This is a genomic window from Micromonospora sp. NPDC047756, assembly GCF_055587245.1.
In genome coordinates this window covers 1-25,967 of sequence record NZ_JBVJGQ010000013.1, presented here as the reverse complement: position 1 = coordinate 25,967, position 25,967 = coordinate 1, and the positions used below count along the sequence as shown (strand labels likewise).

The window sequence follows — 25,967 nt, the reverse complement described above, 5'->3', positions numbered from 1 at the left end:
GTCAGGCGCTCAGGGGCGGGTCCGCCGACGGGCGCCACCGCGACGCGAGCGGCGACGACCGCCACCGCCCTCGGCGCTCTCCTCGTCGCCCTCGGCGTCGGCGAGCGCATCCGGGTCGTCCGCCGCGGCCAACCGAGCCGACTCACCCTGCTGAGCGTCGGAGATCGCCGGCGCGGCGGCGGTGTCCGACTCGTAGCGGGACAGGTCGTAGCCCATGGTGTCCTGGTAGTCGGCGTCCGGCTCGGGCCGGGAGTCGGTGTCGACGACCTCGACAGCGGTCCGCTCGGCGGCGGCCGGGGCGTTCTTGCGGGCCCGGCGGCGGGACGAGGGGGCACTCTGTTCGGCCGCCGGAGCGGGAGTCACCGCTGAGGCGACCGCCTTGACCTTCTCCCCCGCGCCGGCGGCGCGAGGCTTCTCCGGCACCGGCTCGGTGTGGATGATGACGCCCCGGCCCTTGCAGCACTCGCAGGTCTCGCTGAACGCCTCCAGCAGGCCCGCGCCGATCCGCTTACGGGTCATCTGCACCAGGCCGAGCGACGTGATCTCGGTGACCTGGTGCTTGGTGCGGTCCCGGCCCAGGCACTCGGTGAGTCGGCGCAGCACCAGCTCACGGTTCGACTCCAGCACCATGTCGATGAAGTCGATCACCACGATGCCGCCGATGTCCCGCAGCCGGAGCTGACGGACGATCTCCTCCGCCGCCTCCAGGTTGTTACGGGTGACGGTCTCCTCCAGGTTGCCCCCGGAGCCGGTGTACTTGCCGGTGTTGACGTCGACGACAGTCATCGCCTCGGTACGGTCGATCACCAGCGAGCCGCCGGAGGGCAGGAAGACCTTGCGGTCCAGGCCCTTGATGATCTGCTCGTCGATCCGGTACTCGGCGAAGACGTCGCTCGTGCCGACGTGCCGACGCACCCGGTCGACCAGGTCCGGGGAGACGTGCGACAGGTACGACTCGACCATGTCGTACGACTGCTCGCCCTCGATCACCAGCTCGCGGAAGTCCTCGTTGAACAGGTCCCGGACCACCCGGATGACCAGGTCGGGCTCCCCGTAGAGCAGCACCGGAGCGCCACCCTCGGCGGCTTTGGCCTGGATGTCCTCCCACTGCGCCTGGAGCCGCTTGACGTCCCGGGCCAACTCGTCCTCGGTGGCGCCCTCGGCGGCCGTCCGGACGATCACGCCCGCGCCGTCCGGGACCAGCTTCTTGAGCACGTCCCGCAGCCGCTTGCGCTCGTTGTCCGGCAGCTTGCGGCTGATCCCGGAGGCGTTGCCGTTGGGCACGTAGACCAGGTGCCGGCCGGAGAGCGCGATGTGACTGGTCAGCCGCGCGCCCTTGTGCCCGATCGGGTCCTTGGTGACCTGGACCAGCACCGAGTCGCCGGAGCGCAGCGCCTGCTCGATCGAGCGGGCCCGCCCCTCCAAGCCGGAGGTGTCCCAGTTGACCTCGCCGGCGTACAGCACGGCGTTGCGGCCCCGACCGACGTCGACGAACGCGGCCTCCATGCTCGGCAGCACGTTCTGCACCTTGCCCAGGTACACGTTGCCGGCCATCGTCCCGGAGGAATTGCGGGTGACGTAGTGCTCGACCAGCACGCCGTCCTCCAGGACGGCGATCTGGGTGCGGTCACCGCGCTGGCGGACCGCCATCACCCGGTCGACGGCCTCCCGGCGCGCCAGGAACTCCGACTCGCTGAGGATCGGCGGACGGGTACGGCGCTGTTCCCGACCGTCCCGGCGGCGCTGGCGCTTGGCCTCCAGCCGGGTCGAGCCGGACACACCCTGCACCTCGTCGACGGTCCGGCGCGGCTCGCGGATCTTGACCACGGTCGGCACGCCGTCGTCCGCCGCACCCTCGGTGTCACCGGCGCCACGACGGCGACGACGGCGACGACGACGGGTCAGACCGTCCCCGCCCTCGGTCTCCTCGTCCTCGTCGCCCTCGGCTTCAGCCTCGGCGGTCTCTTCCTCGTCGGCCTGCGCCGCCTCCTCGGACTCCTCGTCGTCGGCGTCGTCGGCGCCGCCCTTGCCCCGGCCCCGGCCCCGGCGACCACGACGGCGGCGGCGGCGCGCGGCGGCGCTGTCCTCGTCGTCCTCATCCGCCTCGGCGGCCTCGTCGGCCTCCTCGGTCGGCTCCTCTTCGGCCTCGACGGCCTCGATCGGCTCCACCGGCTCGGCCTCGCGGCGACCACGCCGACGGCGGCGCGACGGCTCGGTGGCTTCCTCGACGGCCGGCTCCTCGGTCACCGCCGGGGGCTCCGCCGGTCGGGTCACCGGCACGGCGTCCGGCTGGGGCGCCATGAACAGCACGGTGGGCGCGGAGAGCGCGGCGCGCCGACGACGGGTACGCGGCTGCTCCGGCTCGATCTCGGCAGGCTCGTTCGGCTCATCCGTCACACCGGAGACGGCCACACCCGGTGGCACCTCGCCGGAGCGCTCCTGGGCACCGCTGCTCCAGGCCAGCTCGGCGGCGGACGTGCTCGGCAGGACCGGGGAGTCGTTCAACTCGGCCTCGGCCTCGCGCAGGTCGGACTCCGCCGGTTCCTCGGTGACGACCGGCTCCTCGACGACCGGCTCCTCGGCCGCGACCGGCTCCTCGGCCGCGACCGGCTCCTCGGCGGCGGGCGGCTGCTCGGCGGCGGCCGGCTCCTCGACGGCCGCCGGCGTGGCCTTCTTGCGCCGGGTACGGGTCACCTTGACCGGCGGCACCACCTCGGCCGAGGCCGCCTCCGCGGCGGCGGCGACCAGCGGCTCATCGGCGGTCGTCTCGACGGGGGTGGCCTTACGGCGACGCCGGGGGGTCTTCGGTGCGACGTCCAGGTCGCCGGAGATCGGAGCGAAGACCTCCGCCTGTGGCGACTCGACGTTGCCGGCGCCACCGGTGGGCGCCTCGATCGGGGCGTCGGTCTGCTCCGGCTGGTTGAGCGGGGCGGCCCGACGACGGGTCGCGCGGGTGCGTCGCACCGGCGCGGCGGGTTCGGCGGCCTCAGCAGGAGCGCTCTCCGCGCCGGCCGGTTCCACCGAGGCCGAACCGACAGCCGTGGTGGGGGTGTCGACGGCGCCGCCGTCGGCCGTGGTGCTCTGGTCGGCGCTTGCACCGGCCGGCTGTGAACCGGCCCGTTCGCCGCCCTCGGGCTCGTTCTCGAGCATGGACGTTCTCCAGTTCTGGCTAGCCCGGGCGCGGGTGAGCGCTGCCACGCAGGGTCGCCGCAAAAGTGTTTCCGCCGGGCGCGCGTGGTGCGCGACCGCCGAAGTCTGCCTGCCAGAACACCGACCGTCGGTCAGTGCCCAACGATGGCTGCCCCGTCGCGGTCCGCATCCAACGGATCCACGATCGCACCCTGCGCGGTCAACGTGCCCTGAGCCAGCCGTGTCACCCTCGGCGAAACCGGCGGCTCCAGGTCGGCCACCACGCGGAGGCCGGAAAGGACGTCATCGGGCCGTACGGACGGGGTGACCTGCCGCACGACCAGTTCGAGTATCGCACACGGTACGGCCGGCGCCCCGGAAGGCGTCGGCGTCGGCAGTTGGACATCGATCGATATCACGGCGGCTCGGGCGTCGAAAGTACGTCGGCCCTGCTTGGTCATCCGCTCGACCAGCACCTCCTCGGCCGCGACGAAGGCGTCCACCGCGTCGCGCAGCACCGCCGTGTCGACCTCAGGCAACTCGATGTGCCAGTGCGACGCCTCGATCCGGTCCGGCAGGTTGCCCCCTTCGGCGATCACGGCGTCCAGGACGTCCAGCCCCGGTGAGAGCGCGGCGTCCAACGCGGCGCGCAACGCCTCCGGGTCGACCGCCGCCTGAAGGGCGATTTCCAGGTATTCGGCCTCGCTCGCCACCCCGGTCGGGGCGGCGCTGGCGTAGGAGATCTTCGGGTGCGGGTGGAAACCCTGAGAGAAGGCGACCGGGACAGCCGCCCGGCGTAGCGCGCGCTCGAACGCCCGGGCGAAGTCCCGGTGCGAGGTGAATCGCAGCGGCCCGCGCTTGGCGTACCGGATGCGGACGCGCTGGACGACCGGTGCCTGGCCGCCCTCGGGTTGAGGCTTTCTGGCGATCGTGGGCTCCTCGGGTGTACCTGCGTGTCCACCCATCCTGGCGCAGGGCTCGTGACGGTACGCAGCCGGGGCGGCCGCAACCGACCTGACGGACGGGCACGAACCGGTCGGCACGGCCGTGACCACCCGCCGCGAAAGCCGATGGCCGGCCGGGCGACGCGGAGGTCACCAGCCGGCCACCGTGAGCGCAACCGGTTACCGCTCCGACGACGGCGGGGGCGGGGGCCCGCCCGGCGGCGGACCGTAGCCGGAGGGCGGGGGCGCTGTGTAGCCCGAGGGAGGGGCGTAGCCGGATGGCGGCGCATACCCGGCAGGAGGGGCGTGACCGGGTGGAGGCGGGTAGCCCGGCGGTGGGGCGTAACCCGCGCCAGGTGCGGGGTATGCGCCCTGCGCCACCCGGTCGAGCACCTCGTCCGGGATGTCGGCGGCCCGGGCCGCCTCCCGCCGGTACCGACGACGGTTCCAGATGAGGAAGACCACCAGACCCAGCAGTAACACCAGCACCACGGCGATGCCGATGCCGACCACCATGACCTGCTGGTCGGTGGGGCCACCGCGATCGCCGTGCTGGGTGACGTCGAACTCCTCGTCCGCACCCTCGGCCCGATCCGGGCCCGGGTCGGTCGCCGCGACGGCCGGGTCGAGCAGCGGATTGGCGGTGACCGGTGGCACGTTCGCGGTCAGCGCCCGAGTCGGGTCGATCACCCCGAAGCCGTACTGCGGGTCCCGCCCGGACGGACCGGCGTCCCGCGCGGTCCGGATGATCCGGTTGATTACGTTGGGAGCGCTGAGGTCCGGATATTTCGACCGGATCAACGCGGCGAGACCGGAGACGATCGCGCTGGAGTCGGAGGTCCCGTCGCCCCAGCCGTAGCCCGCCTCGTTGGCGACGTTGTAGATCCCGTCGCCGGGAGCGGCGACCACCGCCTCCGGCCCCTGCACCGAACCGGGCCAGAACGCGCCGCCCCTGGTCGTCCCGGTCACCGCGATCACGCCCGGGGTGTTGGCCGGGCTGCCCACGGCGGTGCGGCCGCGGGCGGTGTTGCCCGCGGAGGCGACCACGACGACGTCACGGTCCAACGCGTACTTGATTGCGCTCTCTTCCACGGGGTTGACGAGGCCCGCGCCACCGATGGAAATGTTGATCACCTTGGCGCCGCCGTCGACGGCCATCCGAATGCCCCGAGCCATCCCGGCGCTCTTGTAGACCCCGTCCTCCTTGCGCATCTTGATGGGAAGGATCTTCACGCCGGGGGCGATGCCGGTCACACCGTCACCGCTGGCCTTGGCCGCGATGATGCCGGCCATGTGCGTGCCGTGCCCATCCTCGTCGACCCGACCATCTCCGGAGGCACCGTAGCTGCGGCCACCGGCGAGCACCTGACCGCGCAGGTCCGGATGATCGGCCTCGACCCCACTGTCGATCACGGCCACGACCACGCCTCGCCCGGTCGAGATCTTGTGCGCCTGGTCGATCCGGAGCTCGTCCAGATACCACTGCTCGGCGCGCCGGGGGGCGGCGGCCGCCGGTTGAGCGGCCCCCACCACCAGGAACCCCGCCAGCAGACAGGCGACCACCGGCCGGAGGCCTCCGACGTTCACCCTCATCCGTCCATCCTCATCGAAGGACACCCGGGGACGCCCCGTCACCAGGGCCCCACGGATCGTCATCCTCAGTCAACCACGACGAGTGCTCGGAGCCGGTGCCGCCACCCTGGCCCATGCCGCCCGCACCGCCCATCATTCCGCCGCCCATCACTCCGGCACCGCCGACGCCGGCACCACGCGCGCCACCGCCTACCCCGGCGCCACCGGCCATCCCGGGGCCGGCGGCCTGAGCCGCGCGCAACGCGTTCGCCGCGCTCGTCATCGGCGGAACCTTTCCGTTGCCGCCACCCACCATGCCGGGGATGCCGCCCACGCCGATCCCGGCACCGCCGCCCAGGCCACCGCCGGCACCGCCGCCGATCCCGCCGGCCGAGCCGACCCCGGCACCGCCGCCGAAACCACCGCCGGCGCCACCGAGACCGGCGCTGCCGACCCCGCCGCCGCCGATGCCGCCGCCCAGGCCGCCGACCCCGCCCGGGGTGGCGCCAGCCAGACCGCTGCTGTAGCCGGCGTCGTCGTCCGCATAGCCCGGCAGGCTCGAACCCGTCGACGGCGGGGTGAACTGACCCGTGCCGCCGGTGGGCGAGCCCTCGCCAAGCCCTCCGGGCTTGGTCGGGGAGAACGGGTCGACGGTGGACGTCGGACCGCCCGTGTCACCGATGCCCGGCGGCCTGCTGCCGATCGTGGGGCCGCCACCGCCGATGTCGGGCTTCCCGCCGATCTCGCCACTGTTGATGTCCGGCCGCCCCGACGGGGGGACCCGAGGGTCGCGGCGGAGGTCATCCTCCTCGATTCGGCCGTCCGGCCTGTTCACGGTGAGCTTCGGGCGCTCGGTGTAGACCGCCAGGGGCAGCGGCGCCATCGCGCTGTTCGCCGCGTTCTGGTTGTCCCGGTACCAGTTGTCCAGGTGGGCTCCGGTGTCCCACCAGCCACCCCGCTTCTGGTCACCGGCCTGACCGTCGACCTTCATCGTCGCTTCCAGGTCGTCGGCCTTGTCACGGAACGCGCCGTCGGCGTACGAGCCGGGGTTGCTCTGGTAGTCCTTGCGCAGCGCGGCGAGGAAGCCGGACGAACTCTCGCCGTCGCGGGCATCGTCGAGCTCGGTGCCGTTGGGCAGGCTCCACTCGTTGAAGCCGAAGTCGTCCATCAGCGGGATCGGGATCGTGGCGACCGTCTTGCGGATATCGCCCTCGATCCGCGTCAACGCGCCACTGACGTTGGTCGCGTTGGTTATCAGCTCCTCGATCTGCTGGCCGATCTTGCCAAGGTGCTCGCGGTACGCGTCACCACCGCCGCCCTTCCAACCGGCGAGCATCCCGGGCAGACCGCCGACGTGCGGGCGTTCCTGGCCGGTCGCGATCGGGCCGACGAACGAGCGACCGACGAGCGCGTCCCGCAGTTGTTGCAGGCCGCTGGAGAGGTTGCTCCAGCCCGCCCCGACCGATCCGACGGTTTCCGGATCGGCGGAGAGCGTCACCTCACGGACGCACCGCTCCCAGGTTCCTCCAGCCATGACGTCCCCCTCAGGCCGTGTACGGGTAGGTGGGTGCGCCGCTGGCGGTGGGCGGTGGCGCCGCCGCCTCCAGCAGCCGCTCGATCTCCTTGCCGTTGGCGCCGTTGCGCGCCTCGGTGTCGCGGAACGCCTTGGCGATCTCCTCGGTGCCCTCCTTGAGCGCGGCGAGCTTCGCAGAGAGCGTGGTGAGGTGCGCTTCCATGTTCGCCGTCGACGCCTCCAGGGCCCGCCACTGCATGCGGGCATCCTCGTAGGCGCCGAAGGGAGTGCCGTTCGGGACGGTCTGGGCGTTGTTGCTGTCGCCCTTCATCCGCTCCTTGATGCGTTCCATCTCGTACTTGATGGTGTCGTCGATGTACTGCCTGAGCCGCTCGACGTATGTGGCGGCGGCGTCCAGGTCCTCGACGCTGACCTGCAGGTCGCCGATGCTCGGCGGCGGGATGCTCCCCATGCGATTCCTCCCCCGTCCCCGACCCGCCGGGTCGGTCCATGTCAGACGCAGCGTATCGAGTCTCACCCAGTCGAGGCAGCCCCAGCCACCGGCACGTGGTACAGATGACGGCCGATCTCGCGCAGGGTCCGGCGCGGGCCACCGGGTGGGCCGACCCCGAACAACGCCAACGGGCCCGCGAGACGCGGACCCGTTGGGCGACATGTCGGATGTGGAGGGTGGTGGGTCACCGCCAACCGGCGCTACCTCACCGCAGCGCGGTCAGGGGTGCGAGTGCGAGTGGCCCGACGGGACCTTCATGCCGTTGCCGCCCAGCGGGGTGAGCGGCAGCAGCTTCTTGCCCGTGGGGCCGATCTGGATCTCGGTGTCCATCGATGGGCAGACGCCGCAGTCGAAGCAGGGCGTCCACCGGCAGTCGTCCTGCTCGAACTCGCTGAACGCGTCCTGCCAGTCCTGCCAGAGCCAGTCCTTGTCGAGGCCCGAGTCGAGATGGTCCCAGGGCAGGACCTCCAGCTCGTCGCGCTGACGGGTGGTGTACCAGTCGAGGTCCACCCCGAACGCGGGCAGCGTCTCGGCCGCAGCCTGCACCCAGCGCTGGTACGAGAAGTGCTCGCTCCACCCGTCGAACCGGCCGCCGTTCTCCCAGACCTTGCGGATGACCGACCCGACCCGGCGGTCACCCCGGGAGAGCAGCCCCTCGATGAGCGACGGCTCGCCGTCGTGGTAGCGGTAGCCGATGGCCCGGCCCAGCGACCGGTCCGCGTTGATGGCCTGCTTGAGGATCTTGAGCCGGTGGTCGATGACCTCCGGACGGTCCATCGCGGCCCACTGGAACGGGGTGTGCGGCTTCGGCACGAACCCGCCGATGGAGACCGTGCAGCGGATGTCCTTGGAGCCGGTCGCGGCCCGGCCGGCCCTGATCACCTCGTGGGCCATCTCGGCGATCTCGAGGACGTCCTCGTCGGTCTCGGTGGGCAGGCCGCACATGAAGTAGAGCTTCACCTGCCGCCACCCGTTGGTGTACGCCGTGACGACCGTACGGATCAGGTCTTCCTTCGACACCATCTTGTTGATGACCTTGCGGATCCGCTCCGACCCGCCCTCCGGGGCGAAGGTCAGGCCGGTACGCCGCCCGTTGCGGGACAGCTCCTGCGCGAGGTCGATGTTGAAGGCGTCCACCCGGGTCGAGGGCAGCGAGAGCGAGACGTTCGTGCCCTCGTACTGCTGGGCGAGGCCCGAGCACATGTCGCCGATCTCGGAATGGTCCGCCGAGGAGAGCGACAGCAGGCCGACCTCGGAGAAGCCGGAGAACTCCAGGCCCTCGCGGACCATCTGCGCGACAGTGGTGATCGACCGCTCCCGCACCGGACGGGTGATCATCCCGGCCTGGCAGAACCGGCAACCCCGGGTGCAGCCCCGGAAGATCTCCACCGCGTACCGCTCGTGCACCGTCTCGGCCAGCGGCACGAGGGGCTTCTTCGGGTACGGCCAGGCGTCCAGGTCCATCGTCGTGCGCTTGTGCACCCGGAACGGCACGTCCGCCCGGTTCGGCACGACCCGCTGGATCCGGCCGTCCGGCAGGTAGTCGACGTCGTAGAAGCGCGGCACGTAGACGCTCTCGGTGCGGGCCAGCCGCAGCAGCAGCTCGTCGCGGCCGCCCGGCGAGCCCTCGGCCTTCCACTCCCGGACGATCGCGGTGATCTCCAGGACCGCCTCCTCGCCGTCGCCGAGCACCGCGGCGTCGATGAAGTCGGCGATCGGCTCCGGGTTGAACGCGGCGTGCCCGCCGGCCACGATCACCGGGTCGGCGTCGGTGCGGTCGGCGGCCAGCAGCGGGATGCCGGCCAGGTCGATCGCGGTGAGCATGTTCGTGTAACCCAGCTCGGTGGAGAAGGAGATGCCGAACACGTCGAACCCGCGCACCGACCGGTGCGCGTCGACGGTGAACTGCGGCACGCCGTGCGTGCGCATCAGCGTCTCCAGGTCCGGCCAGACCGCGTACGTCCGCTCGGCGAGGGTGTCGGGCAGCTCGTTGAGCACCTCGTAGAGGATCTGCACGCCCTGGTTGGGCAGGCCCACCTCGTACGCGTCGGGATACATCAGCGCCCACCGCACGGTCGCCGCGTCCCAGTCCTTCGTCACCGCACCCAACTCGCCCCCGACGTACTGGATGGGCTTGGAGATCTGGGGCAGCAGCGGCTCGAGCTGGGGCCAGACCGACGGCTCCGAGCCGGCGCGCGGCGTCGGACGGGCCGGGCTGGAGTCGTCGCGAGAGTCGGTCGCGGCCGCGTGCGGGGTCGTGGACGGGGCACTCATGATGCCCAAGGGTACGCGTTCGTCCGCCGCCGATCGCGCGCACGCCCGATCGGCGGGGGTGGCGGCGCGGTACTAACCTCGGTTCGGCGCGAGAGGAGATTGCCGCGATGCCGGAGACCCAGCCGGGAGCACGGCCGGCCGACGGGAGCACCCCGGGCGCGGAGCCGGAGCGGGACCGGACGGTCGCCGACGAGGCGACCTCCCCACCCGTACCCCCGGACCAGCCGGACCCCTCGGAGCAGCCGGAACCCTCGGACCCCTCGGACCCGCCGGAACCCCCGGGCCAGCCGGAGCCTGCCCCGACCGCGGAGGTCCCGACGCCCAGGTGGAGTGGTTCGGCCCCGGTTCCACCCCCGCTGCCCCGCCGACCGGCCTGGGGCGAGTCGGCCGAGCCGACCCCTCCCCCGCCGGTGTCCGCCGGGCCGCCGGAGGACCAGACCCCGGTCGACCCGTGGGCCGGCGTGGACACCGGCGGCTGGGACCTGCCCTCCGCCGAACTGCCCCCGCTGCCGCCGACGATGTCCTATCCGACGCCGCCGGACACCCGGCAGTGGTCCGGGCCGCCCGCTCCCCCGGCCCCCTCGGGGGACACCCGGCAGTGGTCCGGGCCGCCCGCTTCCCTGGCCGGGTCGCACCCGGCACCGCCGCCGGTCACCCCGAGCGCACCCCGGGCCGTCGGACCCGTGCCGCCGGCCCGGCCGATGTCGCCACCCGCGCCGCCGAAGGTGCCGAAGCAGCGCCGGGGTCGGCGATCCACCACGCCACCGCCATCGCCGCCGCCGGGGTGGCAGGCCCCCAAGGGGTACGTGCCGGCACCGGTCCGCCGGCGACGCCGCTGGCCGTGGCTGCTGCTGCTCAGCCTGGCCTGCTGTTGTGGCTGCCCCGCCTACTACGGGTTCCCGATCTCGGCCCAGTACCCGGCGCGCGCGGCCCTGCCCGTCCAGGTGGACGACCTCAGCCTGCGGCAGGACAGCCGCAGCACCGAGGCGGCCCAGAAGCTGGAGAGCGAGATGCGTAAGGAGAACTGGCTGGCCGAGGAGACGTTCGCCGGCATCTACGCCACGACGAGCGGCAAGCGGGTAACGGTCTTCGGCGGCACCGGCTTCCGGCTGACCCCGGAGTCGGACGCGGAGGTCGAGATCAGCCGGCTCACCGATCGGTACGCGTTGGGCACCCCGGAGAGCGTGGACACCGGTGTACGGGGCCGGCACGAGCGGTGCGCGGTGGGTAGCGCCGACGGCAGTGCCGTGGTCGTCTGCACGTCGGTCGACCACGGCAGCATCGCCACCGGTGTGTTCACCCGACTCTCCGTCGCCGACAGTGCCGACCTGTTGGGCACGCTGCGCGCCCAGATCGTCCAACCCGAGCGGGGCTGACGCCGCGCCCTGGCCGACCGGGGTGCGGCCGGCGGGGTCAGGCGTCGCGGGTCGGGTCCGGGTGGGCGCGCGGCGGGGCGTAGCGGGGCACGTACTCCTGGCCGGTGAGCTTCTGGATCTCGCTCATCAGCTCGTCGGTCATCTGCCGCAGCGAGGCGCGGTCGTCCGGTCGGCCGGTGAAGTCCAGCGGCTTGCCGAATCGAACCGTGATCTTGGCGGTGCCCGGCCGGGGCACCCGGGCGCCGATCGGCTGCGCCTTGTCCGTGCCGATCATGCCGACCGGGATGATCGGCACGCCGGCCGAGATGGCCAGCCGGGCCGCGCCGGTCCGCCCCCGGTAGAGCTTGCCGTCCGGCGAGCGGGTGCCCTCCGGGTAGACCACCACCAGGTCACCGCCCCTGAGCGCCGGGATCGCCGCGTCGAACGCGGACAGCGCCGCCCGGCCGCCGGCCCGCTCGACCGGGATCGCACCGAGGCCGGTGAGGACGAACTTGGAGATTGCACCCTTCACGCCGGTGCCGTTGAAATATTCCGACTTGGCCCAGAACGCCAGGTGCCGGGGCACGACCGTGCCGAGGAACAACTCGTCGGCCACCGAGAGGTGGTTGCCGGCGAAGATCGCGCCGCCGGTCTCCGGCACGTGTTCCAGACCCTCCACGGTCGGGCGGAACGCCACCCGCAGCGTGGGGCCCACGGTCAGCTTGCCGATGGTGTAGAGCAGCGGCACTGGTCCTCCGGCAGATGAAATGCGAGCAGGCGGTGTCACCGTAGCGGACGCCTCCACACCCCGCAGACGGAGGTGTGGAGGCGTCCGCGTCCGCGCGCTACGACCGGCGGACGGTGACCGTGATCTGCTCGCCCTCGCCGACCTCACCGGCGAAGCCGTCGAGGCCCTCGGCGAAGTCGACCGAGTCGGCCAGCACCTCGGTGGAGACGACGTCGACGTACGCGGACACCGCCGCGCGCACCTCGTCGGACCCGGACACCGACACCACGATCCGGTCCGAGACGTCCAGGTCGGCGTCCCGGCGGGCCTGCTGCACCACCCGCACCACGTCCCGGGCCAGCCCCTCGGCGGCCAGTTCCGGAGTGACGTCGGTGTCCAGCACCACCACGCCCTCGCCGCCGGGCAGCGGCGCGGAGTGCTCGGCGTCGGCGGCGATCAGGCGCAACTCGTACTCGCCCTCGGCCAGGGTGACGCCGGCGGCCACCGGGGCGCCGTCGACCAGCTCCCAGTCGCCCGCCTTGACCGCCTTGATCACCTGCTGCACCTGCTTGCCGACCCGCGGGCCGAGCGCCCGGGGCACCACGGTCAACACCTGCTCGCAGTACGCGGACAGGTCCGCGCTGAACTCCACGGTCTTCACGTTGACCTCGTCGGCGACCAGGTCGGCGAACGGCCGCAGCTGCTCCGCGACCGGCGAGGCCACGGTCAGCGTCGACAGCGGCAGTCGCACCCGCAGCCCCTTGGCCTTGCGCAGCGACAGCGCCGCCGAGGCGACCGCCCGCACGTTGTCCATCGCCGCCACGAGGTCGTGGTCGGCCGGGAACTCCTCCGCCGAGGGCCAGTCGGTCAGGTGCACCGAACGCTCCCCGGTCAGGCCACGCCAGATCTCCTCGGCGGTCAGCGGCGCGAGCGGCGCCACCACCCGGCAGAGCGTCTCCAGCACCGTCGACAGGGTGTCGAAGGCGTTGGCGTCACCGGACCAGAACCGGTCCCGGGACCGGCGCACGTACCAGTTGGTCAGCGCGTCGAGGTAGGACCGGACGCTGGCGCAGGCACCGGAGATGTCGTACGCGTCCATCTGCGCGCCGACCGTGGACACCAGCTCGTTCGTCTTGGCCAGCACGTACCGGTCGAGCAGGTGGGTGGAGTCGGTACGTCGCCGGGCCTGATACCCGTCGGCGTTGGCGTAGAGCGTGAAGAAGTAGTACACGTTCCACAGCGGCAGCAGCACCTGCCGGACGGCGTCGCGGATACCCGCCTCGGTGACCGCCATGTCCCCACCGCGCAGCACCGGCGAGGACATCAGCATCCAGCGCATCGCGTCCGAGCCGTACGCGTCGAAGACGTGGTAGACGTCCGGGTAGTTGCGCAGACTCTTGGACATCTTGCGCCCGTCCGAGCCGAGCAGGATGCCGTGGCTCAGGCAGTTGCGGAACGCCGGCCGGTCGAACAGCGCGGTGGCCAGCACGTGCATGGTGTAGAACCAACCGCGGGTCTGCCCGATGTACTCGACGATGAAGTCACCCGGGTAGTGGTGCTCGAACCAGTCGGCGTTCTCGAACGGGTAGTGCACCTGGGCGAACGGCATCGACCCGGACTCGAACCAGCAGTCCAGCACCTCCGGCACCCGGCGCATCATCGACTGCCCGGTCGGGTCGTCCGGGTTAGGGCGGACCAGGTCGTCCACCGCCGGCCGGTGCAGGTCGGTCAGGCGTACGCCGAAGTCCCGCTCGATGTCGGCCAGCGAACCGTAGACGTCCAGGCGCGGATAGTTCGGGTCGTCGGACTTCCACGCCGGGATCGGCGAGCCCCAGAACCGGTTCCGGCTGATCGACCAGTCCCGGGCGTTGGCCAGCCACTTGCCGAACGAGCCGTCCTTGATGTGGCCGGGCGTCCAGTTGATCTCCTGGTTCAGCTCGACCATCCGGTCCCGGAACTGCGTCACCGCGACGAACCACGACGACACCGCCTTGTAGACCAGCGGGGTGTCGCAACGCCAGCAGTGCGGGTACGAGTGGGTGTAGGTGTCCTGCCTGAGCACCACCCCCCGGTCCTTCAGCTCCCGGATCACCGGCTTGTTGACGTCGAAGACCTGCTCACCCTGGTACGGCGGGACCAGCGCGGTGAACCGGGTGTGGTCGTCGACGGTGACGATGGTGGGGATGCCGGCGGCGTTGCAGACGTTCTGGTCGTCCTCACCGAAGGCCGGGGCCAGGTGCACGATCCCGGTGCCGTCCTCGGTGGTGACGAACTCCGCGCCGAGCACCTGGTAGGCGTTCTCCCCGGCCTGCTCGACGAGGAAGTCGAACAGCGGCGTGTAGCGGCGTCCGACCAGGTCCCGGCCGTACACCGAGCCGACCTGCTCGTACCCCTCCAGCTCCTTGGCGTACGCGGCCAGCCGCGCCGCCCCCACCAGGTAGCGGTCGCCACTGCGCTCGCTGTCGGGGGAACCCCGGTGTTCGAGCACCGCGTACTCGATGTCGGGGCCGACGGCGAGCGCCAGGTTCGACGGCAGGGTCCACGGCGTGGTGGTCCAGACGCCCAGCTTGACCGGCCCGCGCAGCAGCTCCGGCGCGGAGTCGTCGGCGGTCAGCCCGAACCACACGGTCAGCGTGGGATCGTGCCGGTCCCGGTAGACGTCGTCCATCCGGGTCTCGGTGTTCGACAGCGGCGTCTCACACCGCCAGCAGTACGCCAGCACCCGGAAGCCCTCGTAGATCAGACCCTTGTCGTGCAGGGTCTTGAAGGCCCACATGACGCTTTCCATGTAGTCCAGGTCGAGGGTCTTGTAGTCGTTGGTGAAGTCGACCCAGCGGGCCTGCCGGTTGATGTACCGCTCCCAGTCCTGGGTGAACTCCAGCACCGAGGTGCGGCAGGCCTCGTTGAACCGGTCCACGCCCAGGTCGATGATCTCCGCCTTGCTGGTGATGCCGAGCTGCTTCTCGGCCACCACCTCGGCGGGCAGGCCGTGACAGTCCCAGCCGAAACGCCGCTCGACGTGCCGGCCGCGCATGGTCTGGTAGCGCGGCACCACGTCCTTGACGTAGCCGGTGAACAGGTGACCGTAGTGCGGCAGGCCGTTGGCGAACGGCGGGCCGTCGTAGAAGACGTACTCGTTCTTGCCGTCGGTGCCGGCGGGGCGGGCCTCGATGCTGGCCTCGAAGGTCTTGTCGGCCGTCCAGTGCTCCAGCACCCGGCGCTCGACCGCGGGCAGGTCCGGGCTCGCCGGAACACCGGCGGCGGTCGGGTCGTGCAACGGATAGGCCATCGGGGGTCGCTCTCCTCATGCAGCTCACTCAACGTGGGTCTGCGAGGACGAACCTCCGGGTACGCCTGGAACGGCGCTCCCGGGTGGCCCGCGGTACCACCCCGCTTGGCGGTCAGGATCGACCGCCCGCTCATTTGTCGGCTGTAACGGGCCGCACCCGTCCGGTTCTACTGGGCCGGTTGCCCGGCTGTTCTTCCGGAGGCTCACCGGTGATGGCCGGGTCATCGCCTTTCGGTGCTCAACGATACTCGACCCGCCACCCGTCCCGCCGCCGAGTGAACGCCCGCGCCGGCACCCTAGGCTGACCGGGTGATCCGGATCGAGTTGGACGAGCCGACGCTACTCCGGACCCGGATCGCCACCAGCCCGCTCTGGGAGGTGCTGACCAGTCTGTTACTGCTGCACCGCAGTCCGATCGAGGTGCCCTGGCCGTACACCGCCTGGGCGCGGCACGCACGGCGGGTGCTCGACGACATGCCGGCGACCGCGCCGGCCCGGCTGCTGACCATGGGCCTGCCCGCACCGGACTTCCTCAGCCCGATCCCCACGCTGGCCGCGCCGACCCTGGCCGACCAGCTCGCCGAGCTGCGCGCGACGCCGGCCGAGGTGATCGCCGAGCAGATCCCCCACTATTACCACCCGGACGACCTGCCGGAGTGGCTCCGCCCGTTCGTCACGGACCGGCGGGCCGCGCTGGACCGGCTCGCCGACGGCATCCAGGCGTACTGGGACGCGGCCATCGCGCCGTGGTGGCCGGCGATGCAGGCGGCGCTGGACGAGGAGGTGCTGCATCGGGCCCGGGCGCTCGCCGCGTACGGCCCGGACGCGCTCCTGGCCGACCTGCATGAACGGGTGCGCTGGAACAGGCCGGTGCTGACCCTGGTGAAGCCGTCGGAGCAGCAGTTCACGGCGGTGAACCAGCGACTGCTGCTGCTTCCCCTGATCTTTTCGCAGGGGGCTCTCGTCTGCGCCACCGACCATCCGGAGATCATCGCCGTCTCCTACCAGGCACGCGGGGCGGCGGTGCTCGCCGAGGGTGGGCCGGTCCCGGCGGCCCGGACGTCACCGGCCACGGATCGGCTGGCGGTGCTGGTCGGTCGGGGTCGCGCCCAGGTGCTGCGGGCGCTGGCGAGGCCAGCCACCACCGCGGGCCTCGCAGCCACGTTAGGGCTGGCGCCGAGCACCGTGTCGGAGCAGCTCTCCGCGCTGCTGGCCGCCGGGGTGGTGCACCGGCGCCGGGTGGGCCGGCGGGTGTTGTACGGCCTGGAACCGGCCGGTCTGGCACTGGTGCAGCTCGTCGCTGACGAGCCGACGAGCGCCTCGGCCTGAGCATTCGGCTCGATCCGAATCCGTTTCCCATTCGTATCCGCCACTCCTAGCCTTTGGATCACGATCGAACACGCGATCAAGGCGGACGGGGTGGGTCACCACCCGAGCGTCGGAAGGTCCGGGCAGACCGCAGCGTCGACCTGACGGTCGGCAACGGGGAGCTGCTCGGCCTGCCGGGACCAGACGGCGCTGCCAGACCCCATCCCCGACCCGACCCCCGTTGATCATGGAGTTGTTGCCTCGCTCGACGGCGTGTCGTGGCGACAACTCCATGATCGAGCGGGGGTTGGGGCTTGGGATGAGCGGGATCACAGTCGGGGTTGTCACGAGCCGGACCGGTCCGGTCGTCGTAGGGGCGTCGGACCGATCAGGAGGTAGTCATGCAACGGATGAACCCGGCCGAGGTCGCACCGCAGGCGTACAAGGCCGTCATGGGGTTGGAGAAGTACGTCCAGGCGAACGTCGACCGCACCGTGCTGGAGCTGGTGAAACTGCGGGCGTCGATGATCAACGGGTGCGCGTACTGCGTGGACATGCACAGCCGGGACTCGCTCGCCGGCGGCGAGTCGAGCCGGCGGCTGTTCGCGGTGGCCGCCTGGCGGGAGTCTCCCTTCTTCGACGAGCGGGAGCGGGCCGCGCTGGCCCTCACCGACGCGGTCACCCGGCTCGGCGAGCACGGGGTGCCGGACGAGGTGTGGGATGACGCCGCGAAGGTCTGGTCGGAGAAGGAACTGGCCGACCTCGTCATCGCGATTGCCACAATCAACGTGTGGAACCGGATCGGGGTGACGATGCGGCTGGAGCCTCCGGCCCAGGCGTGACCACCGCGGCGGCAGCGGAGGCGGCCGGTGCGCTCGAGGCGCACCGGCCGATGCTGCTCGGTCTCGCGTACCGCCTGCTCGGCAGCCGGCACGACGCGGAGGACGTGCTCCAGGAGGCGTACCTGCGCTGGCTCGGTGTGGACCGGGCCCGAATAGAGGAGCCGCGTCGGTACCTGTCCAGGGTGGTCACCCGGTTGGCGCTGGACCGGCTGCGGGCGCGGCAGGCGGCCCGGGAGACGTACGTCGGGACGTGGCTGCCCGAGCCGGTGCCGACCGCGCCCTCGCCGTTCGGTCCGTTGGACCGGGTGGAGCTGCGCGACTCGCTCTCCACGGCGTTGCTGCACGTCCTGGAGCGGCTCACCCCGCCGGAGCGCGCGGTGTACGTCCTGCACACGGCCTTCGACCTGCCGTACGCGGAGATCGCCGAGATCCTGGACCGTTCCGTCGTCGACTGTCGGCAGCTGTACCACCGCGCGTCCGCGCGGGTACGGCAGGAGCAGCGTCGGTTCACCGCCAGCCGCTCGGAACGGGAGCGGCTGCTGGACGCGTTCCTCGCCGCCGCCCGCGACGGTGACCTGGCGAGGCTCACCGACCTGGTGGCGGCCGACGCCACCGCGTGGAACGACGGCGGCGGTCGGGCGCGGGCCGCCCTCAATCCGGTCACCGGCGCCGACCGGATCGCCCGGTTCTACGCCGGGGTCTACGGCCCGCGTCACCGGGTGGTGATGGATCCGGTCGAGCTGAACGGGGAACCGGCAATGCTGATCACCCGCGCGGACGGCAGTCGGTACACGCTGACCATCGCCGCGGCCGACGGACGGATCACCGGGATCTACGTTGTCGGAAACCCGGCAAAGGTGCCGGCGATCGGCTGAACCCGGGCGTCGTCGGTCGACCCCGGGCCGGTGGGTGTCAGCCCAGCTCGGGGAACCAGAGCGCGATCTCGCGCTTGGCGCTGTCCGTCGAGTCGGAGGCGTGCACCAGGTTCTCCCGGTTGGACAGCGACAGGTCACCCCGGATGGTGCCGGCGGCGGCCTTGCGTCCGTCGGTCGCGCCGACCAGCCCGCGGACCACGTCGATGACCTGGTCGCCGGAGAGCACCAGGGCGACCAGCGGGCCGCCGGTCATGAAGTCCTTCAGCGGCGGGTAGAACGCCTTGTCGACGTGCTCGGCGTAGTGCTCGTCGGCGAGCGCGGCATCCATCGTCCGGTGCGCCATCGCGTCGATTCGCAGCCCCTTGCGCTCGAAGCGGGAGAGAACCTCGCCGACCAGGCCGCGGCGGACCGCGTCGGGCTTGATCAGAACGAGGCTGCGCTCATCCGGGCTGTTGCTGGACACGCTGGGTTCCTCCTGTACGCGCTGAACGCTCGGGATCGGTACGGTCAGCCTAGCGACCCGGTCCCGGCACCGGCGCGGCGGCCGGTCTTTCCCCCGGTGGCCGATCCGGCCTAGCCTGGTCCTGACCCCGGGAGGTCCACTGTGGCGAATGGCGGGAACCGACCCATCGCGCCGGTACGCAAGCTGATCGGCGCGGTGCTGGGCACCGTTGCCACGTTCGTCGTCCTGTTCGGGCTCGGCATGACGAGTTGGGCCATCGTCGCTCTGGGGATCGCCCTGCTGGTGCTGGCGATCGCGCTGGCGACCGTACGCGGCGGCGGTCGCACGTGGGTCGTCGGCGTCGGGCACGTGCACAGCGCCTCCGAACCACCCACCCAGTACGCGTTCGGCCGCTGCGAACTGCAACTGGTGATCGACGCCCCTGGTCTGCCGCCGCGGTCCAAGAAGATCATTGAGCCGAGGGTGCCGGTCTCCAAGTGGCCGTCGCTGGGCCAGACCCTGCCGATCCGGGTCGCGTTGGACGACCAGCGGCACGTGAAGGTCCTCTGGGACGAGGTGCTCACCCACGCCGAGACCGCCGCTGCCGTCGCCGATCTTCCGCCGGAGTTCGCCGACGCGGAGCCGGTGGACGAGCTGTTGATCCAGCAGGACGCGCCGCCGTGGGCCGACCGCGCACCCGACGACGACTTCCGCGACCCGGTCGGTGACCCGTTCCGGGACCCGGTCGGTGACCCGTTCCGCGACCCGCTCGGTGACCCGCTGCGCACCGAACCCTCGCGCGACGACCTCCGGCGCGACGACCCGGTCGTCGTGCCCGAGGAGCGCGAGCCAGTGGTGATGCACCAGAGCCCGGGTGGCCCGGTGGTGTTGGAGGGCGTGGTCGTCGAGCCGCAGGCCGGTGGGCTGCCCCGACGGGCCACCACCCCGGCGCCGCGCCCACCCGCCGACGAGCGCTTCGACGAGCCCGCCGCCGACCGGTTCGACGCCTCGCAGGCCAGCGACACGAGCACCCCGCCCGCCGGGGACTCCGTCGACCCGCCCAGCGCGCAGCGCGTCGAGCAGGCGAGCGCTCAGCGCTTCGAGCCGCCGCCCACGCAGCGCTCCGGCCCGGGCACCTCCGACCCGCTGGACCCACTCGACCTTCCGCTGGACGACCCCTCCCCGGCCGGGGCCGCACGCACGACAGTGACCGACGAGGAACTGGACCAGGCGATCTTCGGGTTCGACGCCGGCGCGGACCCGGCCGGGCCGATCAGCGGGGTGGGCCTCACCCTGCTGGTCACCGACCTGCAACGGTCGCTCGGTTTCTACCGCGACGTGCTCGGCTTCAACGAGGTCGACCAGGGCGCCCACAACGCCGTCCTGGCCTCCGGGGCGACCCGGATCGTCCTGCGCGAGGTGACCGGGGCGGCACCCATCAGCCGCCGACTCGTGCACGTCAACCTTGAGGTGAGCGACATCGAGGCGGCGTACGAACGGTTGCGCGAGTCGGGCGTCCGCTTCACGTACGCGCCCCGGGTGGTCAACCGGGGCACCAAGCTGGAGGGGTGGGCGGCGGCCTTCCGCGACCCGGATGGCCACGGAGTCGCGCTCACCCAGTGGCGCGAACGCGCCGACGCCTGACCCGGCCCGCCTTCGGACAGCGGCCGGGTCCGCGGTCAGCCGAGAATGACGCGGCGAACGTGCAACGCGTACGCCCAGACCAGGGCGAAGATGATGCCCAGCCCGAGCAGCGACCAGTGCAGCAGACCGCCCAGCAGCAGCAACCCCTGGAGCACGGTGCCGGCGTTCCAGGCCCAGGGCCGACGCATCATGCCGGCGAGCACCACGGCGGCCACCGCCAGGGCCACCACCGCACCGATCGCCGCGCCGCCGAGGTCACCGCCGACCACCCGGATCGGCTGGATCGCCAGCAACAGCACCAGCGCCTCCAGGCTGAGCGTGCCAGCGCCGAGACCGCGAACCGCCCGCTCCGGGTTGCGCAACCCGGAGCGTCGCGGCTGCCCGGCCGTGGGTTCCTCCTCCCCCACCGGCTGCCCGACCGACGGGCCGGTCGCGTCTTCGTTGGGGTGCGGGTCCCGCTCCGGGCCGGTCATCGCTTCAGCAGCCGGCGCGCGTCGGCGACCGTCACCACGGACCCGGTGACCAGCACCCCGACCCCGCTCAGCTCACCCGGGACGTCCTCCTCGGCCAACGCCACCGCCAATTCGATGGCGTCCGGCATCTCCGAGGCCACGTGCACCCGATCCTCGCCGAAGATCTCGGCGGCCAGCGCGCCGAGTTCCTCCGCCGGCATCGCCCGTGGCGAGCTGTTCCGGGTGACCACGATCTGGTCGACCACCGGCTCGAGCAGCTCCAGCAGCGCCTCCGCGTCCTTGTCGGCGAGGACGCCGAGCACGGCCACCAGCTTGCTGAACGCGAACTCGTCCTGGAGCGCGGTGACGGTGGCCCTCATGCCGTGCGGGTTGTGCGCACCATCCAGCAGGACGGTCGGGGCGTTACGGACCCGCTCCAGACGACCCGGGGAACTCGTCGAGGCGAAGCCCTCCCGGACCGCTTCGATGTCCAGCTGACGTCGGGCCCCCGCACCCAGGAACGCCTCGACGGCGGCGAGCGCCACCGCCGCGTTCTGCGCCTGGTGGGCACCGTGCAGCGGGATGAACACGTCGTCGTACACGCCGCCCAGCCCCTGGAGGCTGAGGACCTGACCGCCGACCGCGACCGCCCGACCCCGTACCCCGAACTCACCGCCCTCCCGGGCGATGGTGGCCCCGACCTCGGCGCAGCGGTCGAGGATGGGACCTGCCGCCTCCTCGTCCTGCGCCGCCGCGATGACCGTCGCGCCCGGGTGGATGATGCCGGCCTTCGCCAGCGCGATGTCCTGGAGCGTGTCACCGAGCCACTCGGTGTGGTCCAGTCCGATCGGGGTGATCACACAGACCCCGGCCTGGAGGACGTTCGTGGCGTCCTCGGCACCGCCGAGGCCCACCTCGACCACCGCGATGTCGACCGGCGCGTCCGCGAAGGTGGCGAACGCCAGCGCGGTGGTCATGTCGAAGTACGTCAGTGGCTCGTCGGACCGCGCGTCGACCAGGTCGGCCAGCGGCTTGATCTCCCGGTACACCGCGGCGAACCGCTCCTCGCTGACCGGCTCCCCGTCCAGGCTGATCCGCTCCCGGACGGTCTCCAGGTGCGGGCTGGTGTACCGCCCGGTGTGCAGCCCGAACGCCCGCAGCAGCGAGTCGATCATCCGCGCGGTGGAGGTCTTGCCGTTGGTGCCGGTCAGGTGGATCGCCGGGTACGCCCGCTGCGGGCTGCCGAGCAGGTCGAGCAGCGACTCGATCCGGTCCAGCTCGAAGACCATGCGGGTGAAGCCACGGGCGTTCAGCTCGGCCTCGACGGCGGCGAAATCGGTACGGTCGGTCACGAGGGCAGTGTCTCCAGAGCAGCGTCGATCCGGACCAGGTCGGCCTCGGCGGTGGCGAGCCGGTCGCGGATCTTCGCGACCACCGGCTCGGGGGCCTTGCCGATGAAGGCAGGGTTGTCGAGCTTCGCCCGCGCCTGCGCGACCTCCTTTTCGGCTGCCGCGCGGTCCTTCGTCAGCCGGGCCCGCTCGGCCGCCACGTCGATCGACCCCCGGGTGTCCAACGCGACACCGACCGCGCCGGGCATGGCCAACGTGGCGCTGGCCTGGAAGTCGTCACCGGCCGGATCCAACCGGACCAGCGAGCGGATCAGCGGCTCGTGGGCAGCGATACCCGCGCCGGACAGCCCGTCCAGGCGGGCAGCCACCCGCTGCGTGGGGCGCAGCCCCTGGTCGGACCGGAACCGGCGGATCTCGGTGACCACCCGCTGAACGCCGACCAGCTCGGCCTCGGCGGCGTCGTCGATCAGCGACCGGTCGGCCACCGGCCACGCGGCGGCCTGCACCGTCTCGCCGCCGGTCAACGCGAGCCACAGCTCCTCGGTGACGAACGGGATGACCGGGTGCAGCAGCCGTAGCAGCTGGTCGAGCACGTGCCCGAGCACTCGACGGCTGGCCTCCGCGCGCTCACCGCCCTCGGCGAGCACCGGCTTGCTCAGCTCGACGTACCAGTCGCAGACGTCGTCCCAGGCGAAGTGGTAGAGCAGGTCGCACACCTTGGCGAACTCGTACGCCTCGAACTGCTCGTCGACCTCGGCGGTGACGTGCGCCAACCGGGACAGGATCCACCGGTCGACGGTGGAGAGCTGCTCGGTGGGGGGCAGGTCGCCAGTGGTGTGCGCGCCGTTCATCAGGGCGAACCGGGTGGCGTTCCAGAGCTTGTTGCAGAAGTTGCGGGAACCCTGGCACCACTCCTCGCTGACCGGGACGTCCTGGCCGGGGTTCGCGCCCCGCGCCAGGGTGAACCGGGTGGCGTCGGCGCCGTACCGGTCGATCCAGTCCAACGGGTCGACCACGTTGCCGAACGACTTCGACATCTTCTTGCCGAACTGGTCGCGCACCATGCCGTGCAGTGCGACCACGTCGAAGGGCGGCCGGCCGTCCATCGCGTAGAGGCCGAACATCATCATCCGGGCGACCCAGAAGAACAGGATGTCGTACCCCGTGACCAGCACGCTGGTGGGGTAGAACTTCGCCAGGTCCGGGGTCTGCTCGGGCCAGCCCAGGGTGGAGAACGGCCACAGCCCGCTGGAGAACCAGGTGTCCAGGACATCCTCGTCCTGGTGCCAGCCCTCGCCAGTCGGCGGCGCCTCGTCGGGGCCGACGCAGACGATCTCACCCGCCGGGCCGTACCAGACCGGGATGCGGTGCCCCCACCACAGCTGCCGGGAGATGCACCAGTCGTGCATGTTGTCGACCCAGGCGAAGTAGCGCTTGGCCAACTCGGCCGGCTCGATGCGGACCCGGCCGTCACGCACCGCGTCACCCGCCGCCTGGGCCAGCGGGGCGGTGTTGACGAACCACTGCAGCGACAGCCGCGGCTCGACGGTGGTCTTGCACCGCGAGCAGTGCCCGACCGCGTGCACGTACGGACGCTTCTCGGCGACGATCCGGCCCTGCTCCCGCAGTGCCGCCACGATCGCCGGCCGCGCCTCGAACCGGTCCAGCCCCTCGAACGGGCCGGGCACGGTGATCACCCCGCGCTCGTCCATCACGGTCAGCGCGGGCAGGTCGTGCCGCTGGCCGATCTCGAAGTCGTTCGGGTCGTGGGCCGGCGTCACCTTGACCATGCCGGTGCCGAAGGACGGGTCGACGTGCGCGTCGGCGACGATCGGGATCCGGCGGCCGGTCAACGGCAGCTCGACCTCGGTGCCGATCAGGTGCTGGTAGCGCTCGTCGTCGGGGTGCACCGCCACGGCGGTGTCGCCGAGCATCGTCTCGGCCCGGGTGGTGGCCACCACGACCTCGTCGCTGTAGCGGATCGAGATCAGCTCGCCGTCGTCGTCGGTGTGCTCGACCTCGATGTCGGACAGGGCCGTGAGGCAGCGCGGACACCAGTTGATGATCCGGTTGGCCCGGTAGATCAGACCGTCGTCGAAGAGCTTCTTGAAGATCGTCTGGACGGCGCGGGTCAGCCCCTCGTCCATGGTGAAGCGCTCGCGGTCCCAGTCGACGGAGTCGCCGAGGCGACGCATCTGGCCGAGGATGGCGCCACCGGACTCGGCCTTCCACTGCCAGACCCGCTCGACGAACTTCTCCCGGCCGAGATCGTGCCGGGACAGCCCCTCGGCGGCGAGCTGACGCTCGACCAGGTTCTGGGTGGCGATGCCGGCGTGGTCCATGCCCGGCAGCCACAGCGCCTCGAAGCCCTGCATCCGCTTACGCCGGGTCAACGCGTCCATCAGCGTGTGCTCGAACGCGTGGCCCATGTGCAGCGAGCCGGTGACGTTCGGCGGCGGGATGACGATGGTGAACGGGGGCTTGTCGCTGTCGGCGGAGGCCCGGAAGTGCCCGCCGGCTACCCACTGCTCGTACCGTCGCTGCTCTACCTCACCGGGCTGGTACTGGCCGGCAAGGGTCGGGGCGTCGGGGCGTCGGGCATCCAGTCTCTCGGTCACCGGACAAGTCTACGGAGGGCTTCCGCAGACCTGACGTGCGCCACCTGCCGTTCGCGTACGGTGTCGGCTATGTCCGACGCACATCTCACCGAGCGGTCGCGCGACGGCGGCCGCGAGCCGGTCGAGCTCACCGAAGAGCCGATCCAGCTGAGCACCCGGGACTCCGGAGGCGACCCCGACGAGCGGCCGAGCGGCTGGTCACGCCGACGCAAGATCGGTTGGACGGTCGCACTGGTGGTCGGTCTCGCCGGTGCCGGCGTTCTCGGTGTCGGTGGGTGGCGGGTGGCGCAGCAGAAGGACACCCAACTGGCCTCACCCGATCGGGTGGCCGGGCTGACTCGCGACGACAGCGAGCGGGCGAAGAGCACCGCCGACTATCTCCGCAGCGGTCTGGCGGCGAACATCGAGTTGGACCGCAGTTTCGGCACCGTCTACCGCGACCCGGCCGACGACAAGCGCTCCGTGCTCATCTTCGGAGGCACCACCCTGCTCTGGCAGCCGGAGCGGGACCTGGACAGCCTCTTCCGCCTGATGTCGGACGAGACCGGTGCGGTGAACGGTCTGCGGGAGCTGGCTGCGGGTGACCTCGGCGGGGTACTGAAGTGTGGCAGCACCAGCGGCGAGGGCGGTGACTTCGCGGTGTGCGGCTGGGCCGACCACGGCAGCGTGGTCATGGCGATGTTCCCGGGCCGGTCGGTCAGCGACGCCGGCGGCCTACTGCGCAACCTCCGCGCCGGGATGCAGACCCGAGACTGACCCGGCACAGCCGCCGGCCGCCCGGCCGCCCGGCCGCCCGGCCGCAAGATCGTGCAACATCCTGGATGTAGTGGTGTCCACACCCCACGAGGCCACGACAACCAGGATCGAGCATGACCTTGAACGGTCCCGCGGTCGCCGCGGTCGCCGCGGTCGCCGCGGTCGCCGCGGTCGCCGCGGTCGCCGCGGTCGCCGCGGTCGCCGCGGTCGCCGCGGTCAGGAAAAGGGGATACGCAAAGAAGCCCACCCCAAATTGGGGTGGGCTTCTTTGGAAGATTGTCCGGCGGCGTCCTACTCTCCCACACCCTCACGAGTGCAGTACCATCGGCGCTGGAGGGCTTAGCTTCCGGGTTCGGAATGTAAC

At 71.8% G+C, this 25,967-nt stretch carries 18 protein-coding genes and 1 rRNA gene; 6 read left to right on the top strand and 13 right to left on the bottom strand.

The genetic code is table 11. From position 1 onward, the window contains the following. Positions 1 to 9: 9 nt before the first annotated feature. From ACZ6NZ_RS32090 to ACZ6NZ_RS32065, 6 genes are all read right to left on the bottom strand, one after another. A complete protein-coding gene (locus ACZ6NZ_RS32090; protein WP_465861597.1) occupies positions 10 to 3,150 on the bottom strand; it encodes an Rne/Rng family ribonuclease in 3,141 nt (1,046 codons plus the stop codon). Between the two features lie 131 nt (positions 3,151 to 3,281). Next, positions 3,282 to 4,094: a TIGR03936 family radical SAM-associated protein gene (locus tag ACZ6NZ_RS32085; RefSeq protein WP_465861596.1), complete on the bottom strand. Its 813-nt coding sequence runs from the start codon at positions 4,092 to 4,094 to the stop codon at positions 3,282 to 3,284. 159 nt (positions 4,095 to 4,253) lie between these two features. Next, positions 4,254 to 5,666 (bottom strand): type VII secretion-associated serine protease mycosin, encoded by a 1,413-nt coding sequence (gene mycP, locus ACZ6NZ_RS32080; protein WP_465861595.1) that lies wholly within the window; start codon positions 5,664 to 5,666, stop codon positions 4,254 to 4,256. Between the two features lie 10 nt (positions 5,667 to 5,676). Then, positions 5,677 to 7,179, bottom strand: coding sequence for a WXG100 family type VII secretion target (locus ACZ6NZ_RS32075; protein ID WP_465861594.1), 1,503 nt, complete (start codon positions 7,177 to 7,179; stop codon positions 5,677 to 5,679). Positions 7,180 to 7,189: 10 nt separating this feature from the next. Then, positions 7,190 to 7,630, bottom strand: coding sequence for a hypothetical protein (locus tag ACZ6NZ_RS32070; RefSeq protein ID WP_465861593.1), 441 nt, complete (start codon positions 7,628 to 7,630; stop codon positions 7,190 to 7,192). Positions 7,631 to 7,891: 261 nt separating this feature from the next. Then, the gene (locus ACZ6NZ_RS32065; RefSeq protein WP_465861592.1) at positions 7,892 to 9,946 is read right to left on the bottom strand and encodes a TIGR03960 family B12-binding radical SAM protein; all 2,055 of its coding nucleotides are present in this window, start codon (positions 9,944 to 9,946) and stop codon (positions 7,892 to 7,894) included. Between the two features lie 107 nt (positions 9,947 to 10,053). Here ACZ6NZ_RS32065 and ACZ6NZ_RS32060 point away from each other — a divergent pair, with 107 nt between their 5' ends. Next, positions 10,054 to 11,322 (top strand): hypothetical protein, encoded by a 1,269-nt coding sequence (locus tag ACZ6NZ_RS32060; protein WP_465861591.1) that lies wholly within the window; start codon positions 10,054 to 10,056, stop codon positions 11,320 to 11,322. Positions 11,323 to 11,359: 37 nt separating this feature from the next. Here the strand turns inward: ACZ6NZ_RS32060 and ACZ6NZ_RS32055 are convergent, their stop codons facing one another. Continuing rightward, the gene (locus ACZ6NZ_RS32055; RefSeq protein WP_366611880.1) at positions 11,360 to 12,049 is read right to left on the bottom strand and encodes a lysophospholipid acyltransferase family protein; all 690 of its coding nucleotides are present in this window, start codon (positions 12,047 to 12,049) and stop codon (positions 11,360 to 11,362) included. Between the two features lie 97 nt (positions 12,050 to 12,146). After that, complete coding sequence (gene ileS, locus ACZ6NZ_RS32050) at positions 12,147 to 15,317, bottom strand: isoleucine--tRNA ligase (protein WP_465861589.1); 3,171 nt, start codon at positions 15,315 to 15,317, stop codon at positions 12,147 to 12,149. A 309-nt stretch (positions 15,318 to 15,626) separates the two neighbouring features. On the opposite strand from ileS, the gene ACZ6NZ_RS32045 reads away from it, so the two are divergent. The 3 genes from ACZ6NZ_RS32045 to sigJ all read left to right on the top strand — a co-directional run bounded on the left by ACZ6NZ_RS32045 (position 15,627) and on the right by sigJ (position 18,342). Further along, positions 15,627 to 16,646 (top strand): ArsR family transcriptional regulator, encoded by a 1,020-nt coding sequence (locus ACZ6NZ_RS32045; protein WP_465861588.1) that lies wholly within the window; start codon positions 15,627 to 15,629, stop codon positions 16,644 to 16,646. A 380-nt stretch (positions 16,647 to 17,026) separates the two neighbouring features. Further along, positions 17,027 to 17,467 (top strand): carboxymuconolactone decarboxylase family protein, encoded by a 441-nt coding sequence (locus ACZ6NZ_RS32040; RefSeq protein ID WP_465861587.1) that lies wholly within the window; start codon positions 17,027 to 17,029, stop codon positions 17,465 to 17,467. After that, complete coding sequence (gene sigJ, locus ACZ6NZ_RS32035; protein WP_465861586.1) at positions 17,464 to 18,342, top strand: RNA polymerase sigma factor SigJ; 879 nt, start codon at positions 17,464 to 17,466, stop codon at positions 18,340 to 18,342. The genes ACZ6NZ_RS32040 and sigJ overlap by 4 nt, the downstream gene beginning before the upstream one ends. A 37-nt stretch (positions 18,343 to 18,379) precedes the next feature. Here sigJ and ndk read toward each other — a convergent pair whose 3' ends face one another. Next, the gene (ndk, locus tag ACZ6NZ_RS32030; protein ID WP_088949743.1) at positions 18,380 to 18,805 is read right to left on the bottom strand and encodes a nucleoside-diphosphate kinase; all 426 of its coding nucleotides are present in this window, start codon (positions 18,803 to 18,805) and stop codon (positions 18,380 to 18,382) included. 141 nt (positions 18,806 to 18,946) lie between these two features. Between ndk and ACZ6NZ_RS32025 the strand changes: the two genes are divergently transcribed. Then, positions 18,947 to 20,428: a VOC family protein gene (locus ACZ6NZ_RS32025; RefSeq protein ID WP_465861585.1), complete on the top strand. Its 1,482-nt coding sequence runs from the start codon at positions 18,947 to 18,949 to the stop codon at positions 20,426 to 20,428. A 35-nt stretch (positions 20,429 to 20,463) separates the two neighbouring features. Here ACZ6NZ_RS32025 and ACZ6NZ_RS32020 read toward each other — a convergent pair whose 3' ends face one another. From ACZ6NZ_RS32020 to ACZ6NZ_RS32010, 3 genes are read right to left on the bottom strand one after another with little or no spacing between them, the layout of a single operon-like run. Next, on the bottom strand, positions 20,464 to 20,901 hold the full coding sequence (locus tag ACZ6NZ_RS32020; RefSeq protein WP_465861584.1) for a DUF4233 domain-containing protein: 438 nt from the start codon (positions 20,899 to 20,901) through the stop codon (positions 20,464 to 20,466). Next, positions 20,898 to 22,232 (bottom strand): bifunctional folylpolyglutamate synthase/dihydrofolate synthase, encoded by a 1,335-nt coding sequence (locus tag ACZ6NZ_RS32015; RefSeq protein WP_465861583.1) that lies wholly within the window; start codon positions 22,230 to 22,232, stop codon positions 20,898 to 20,900. The genes ACZ6NZ_RS32020 and ACZ6NZ_RS32015 overlap by 4 nt, the downstream gene beginning before the upstream one ends. Further along, a complete protein-coding gene (locus tag ACZ6NZ_RS32010) occupies positions 22,229 to 24,847 on the bottom strand; it encodes a valine--tRNA ligase (protein WP_465861582.1) in 2,619 nt (872 codons plus the stop codon). Before ACZ6NZ_RS32010 ends, ACZ6NZ_RS32015 begins: the two co-directional genes overlap by 4 nt. 69 nt (positions 24,848 to 24,916) lie before the next feature. Between ACZ6NZ_RS32010 and ACZ6NZ_RS32005 the strand changes: the two genes are divergently transcribed. Further along, positions 24,917 to 25,603, top strand: coding sequence for a hypothetical protein (locus ACZ6NZ_RS32005; RefSeq protein WP_366611866.1), 687 nt, complete (start codon positions 24,917 to 24,919; stop codon positions 25,601 to 25,603). 278 nt (positions 25,604 to 25,881) lie between these two features. On the opposite strand, the gene rrf is transcribed toward ACZ6NZ_RS32005, so the two are convergent. Further along, positions 25,882 to 25,967, bottom strand: a 5S ribosomal RNA gene (rrf, locus tag ACZ6NZ_RS32000); the annotation flags it as partial.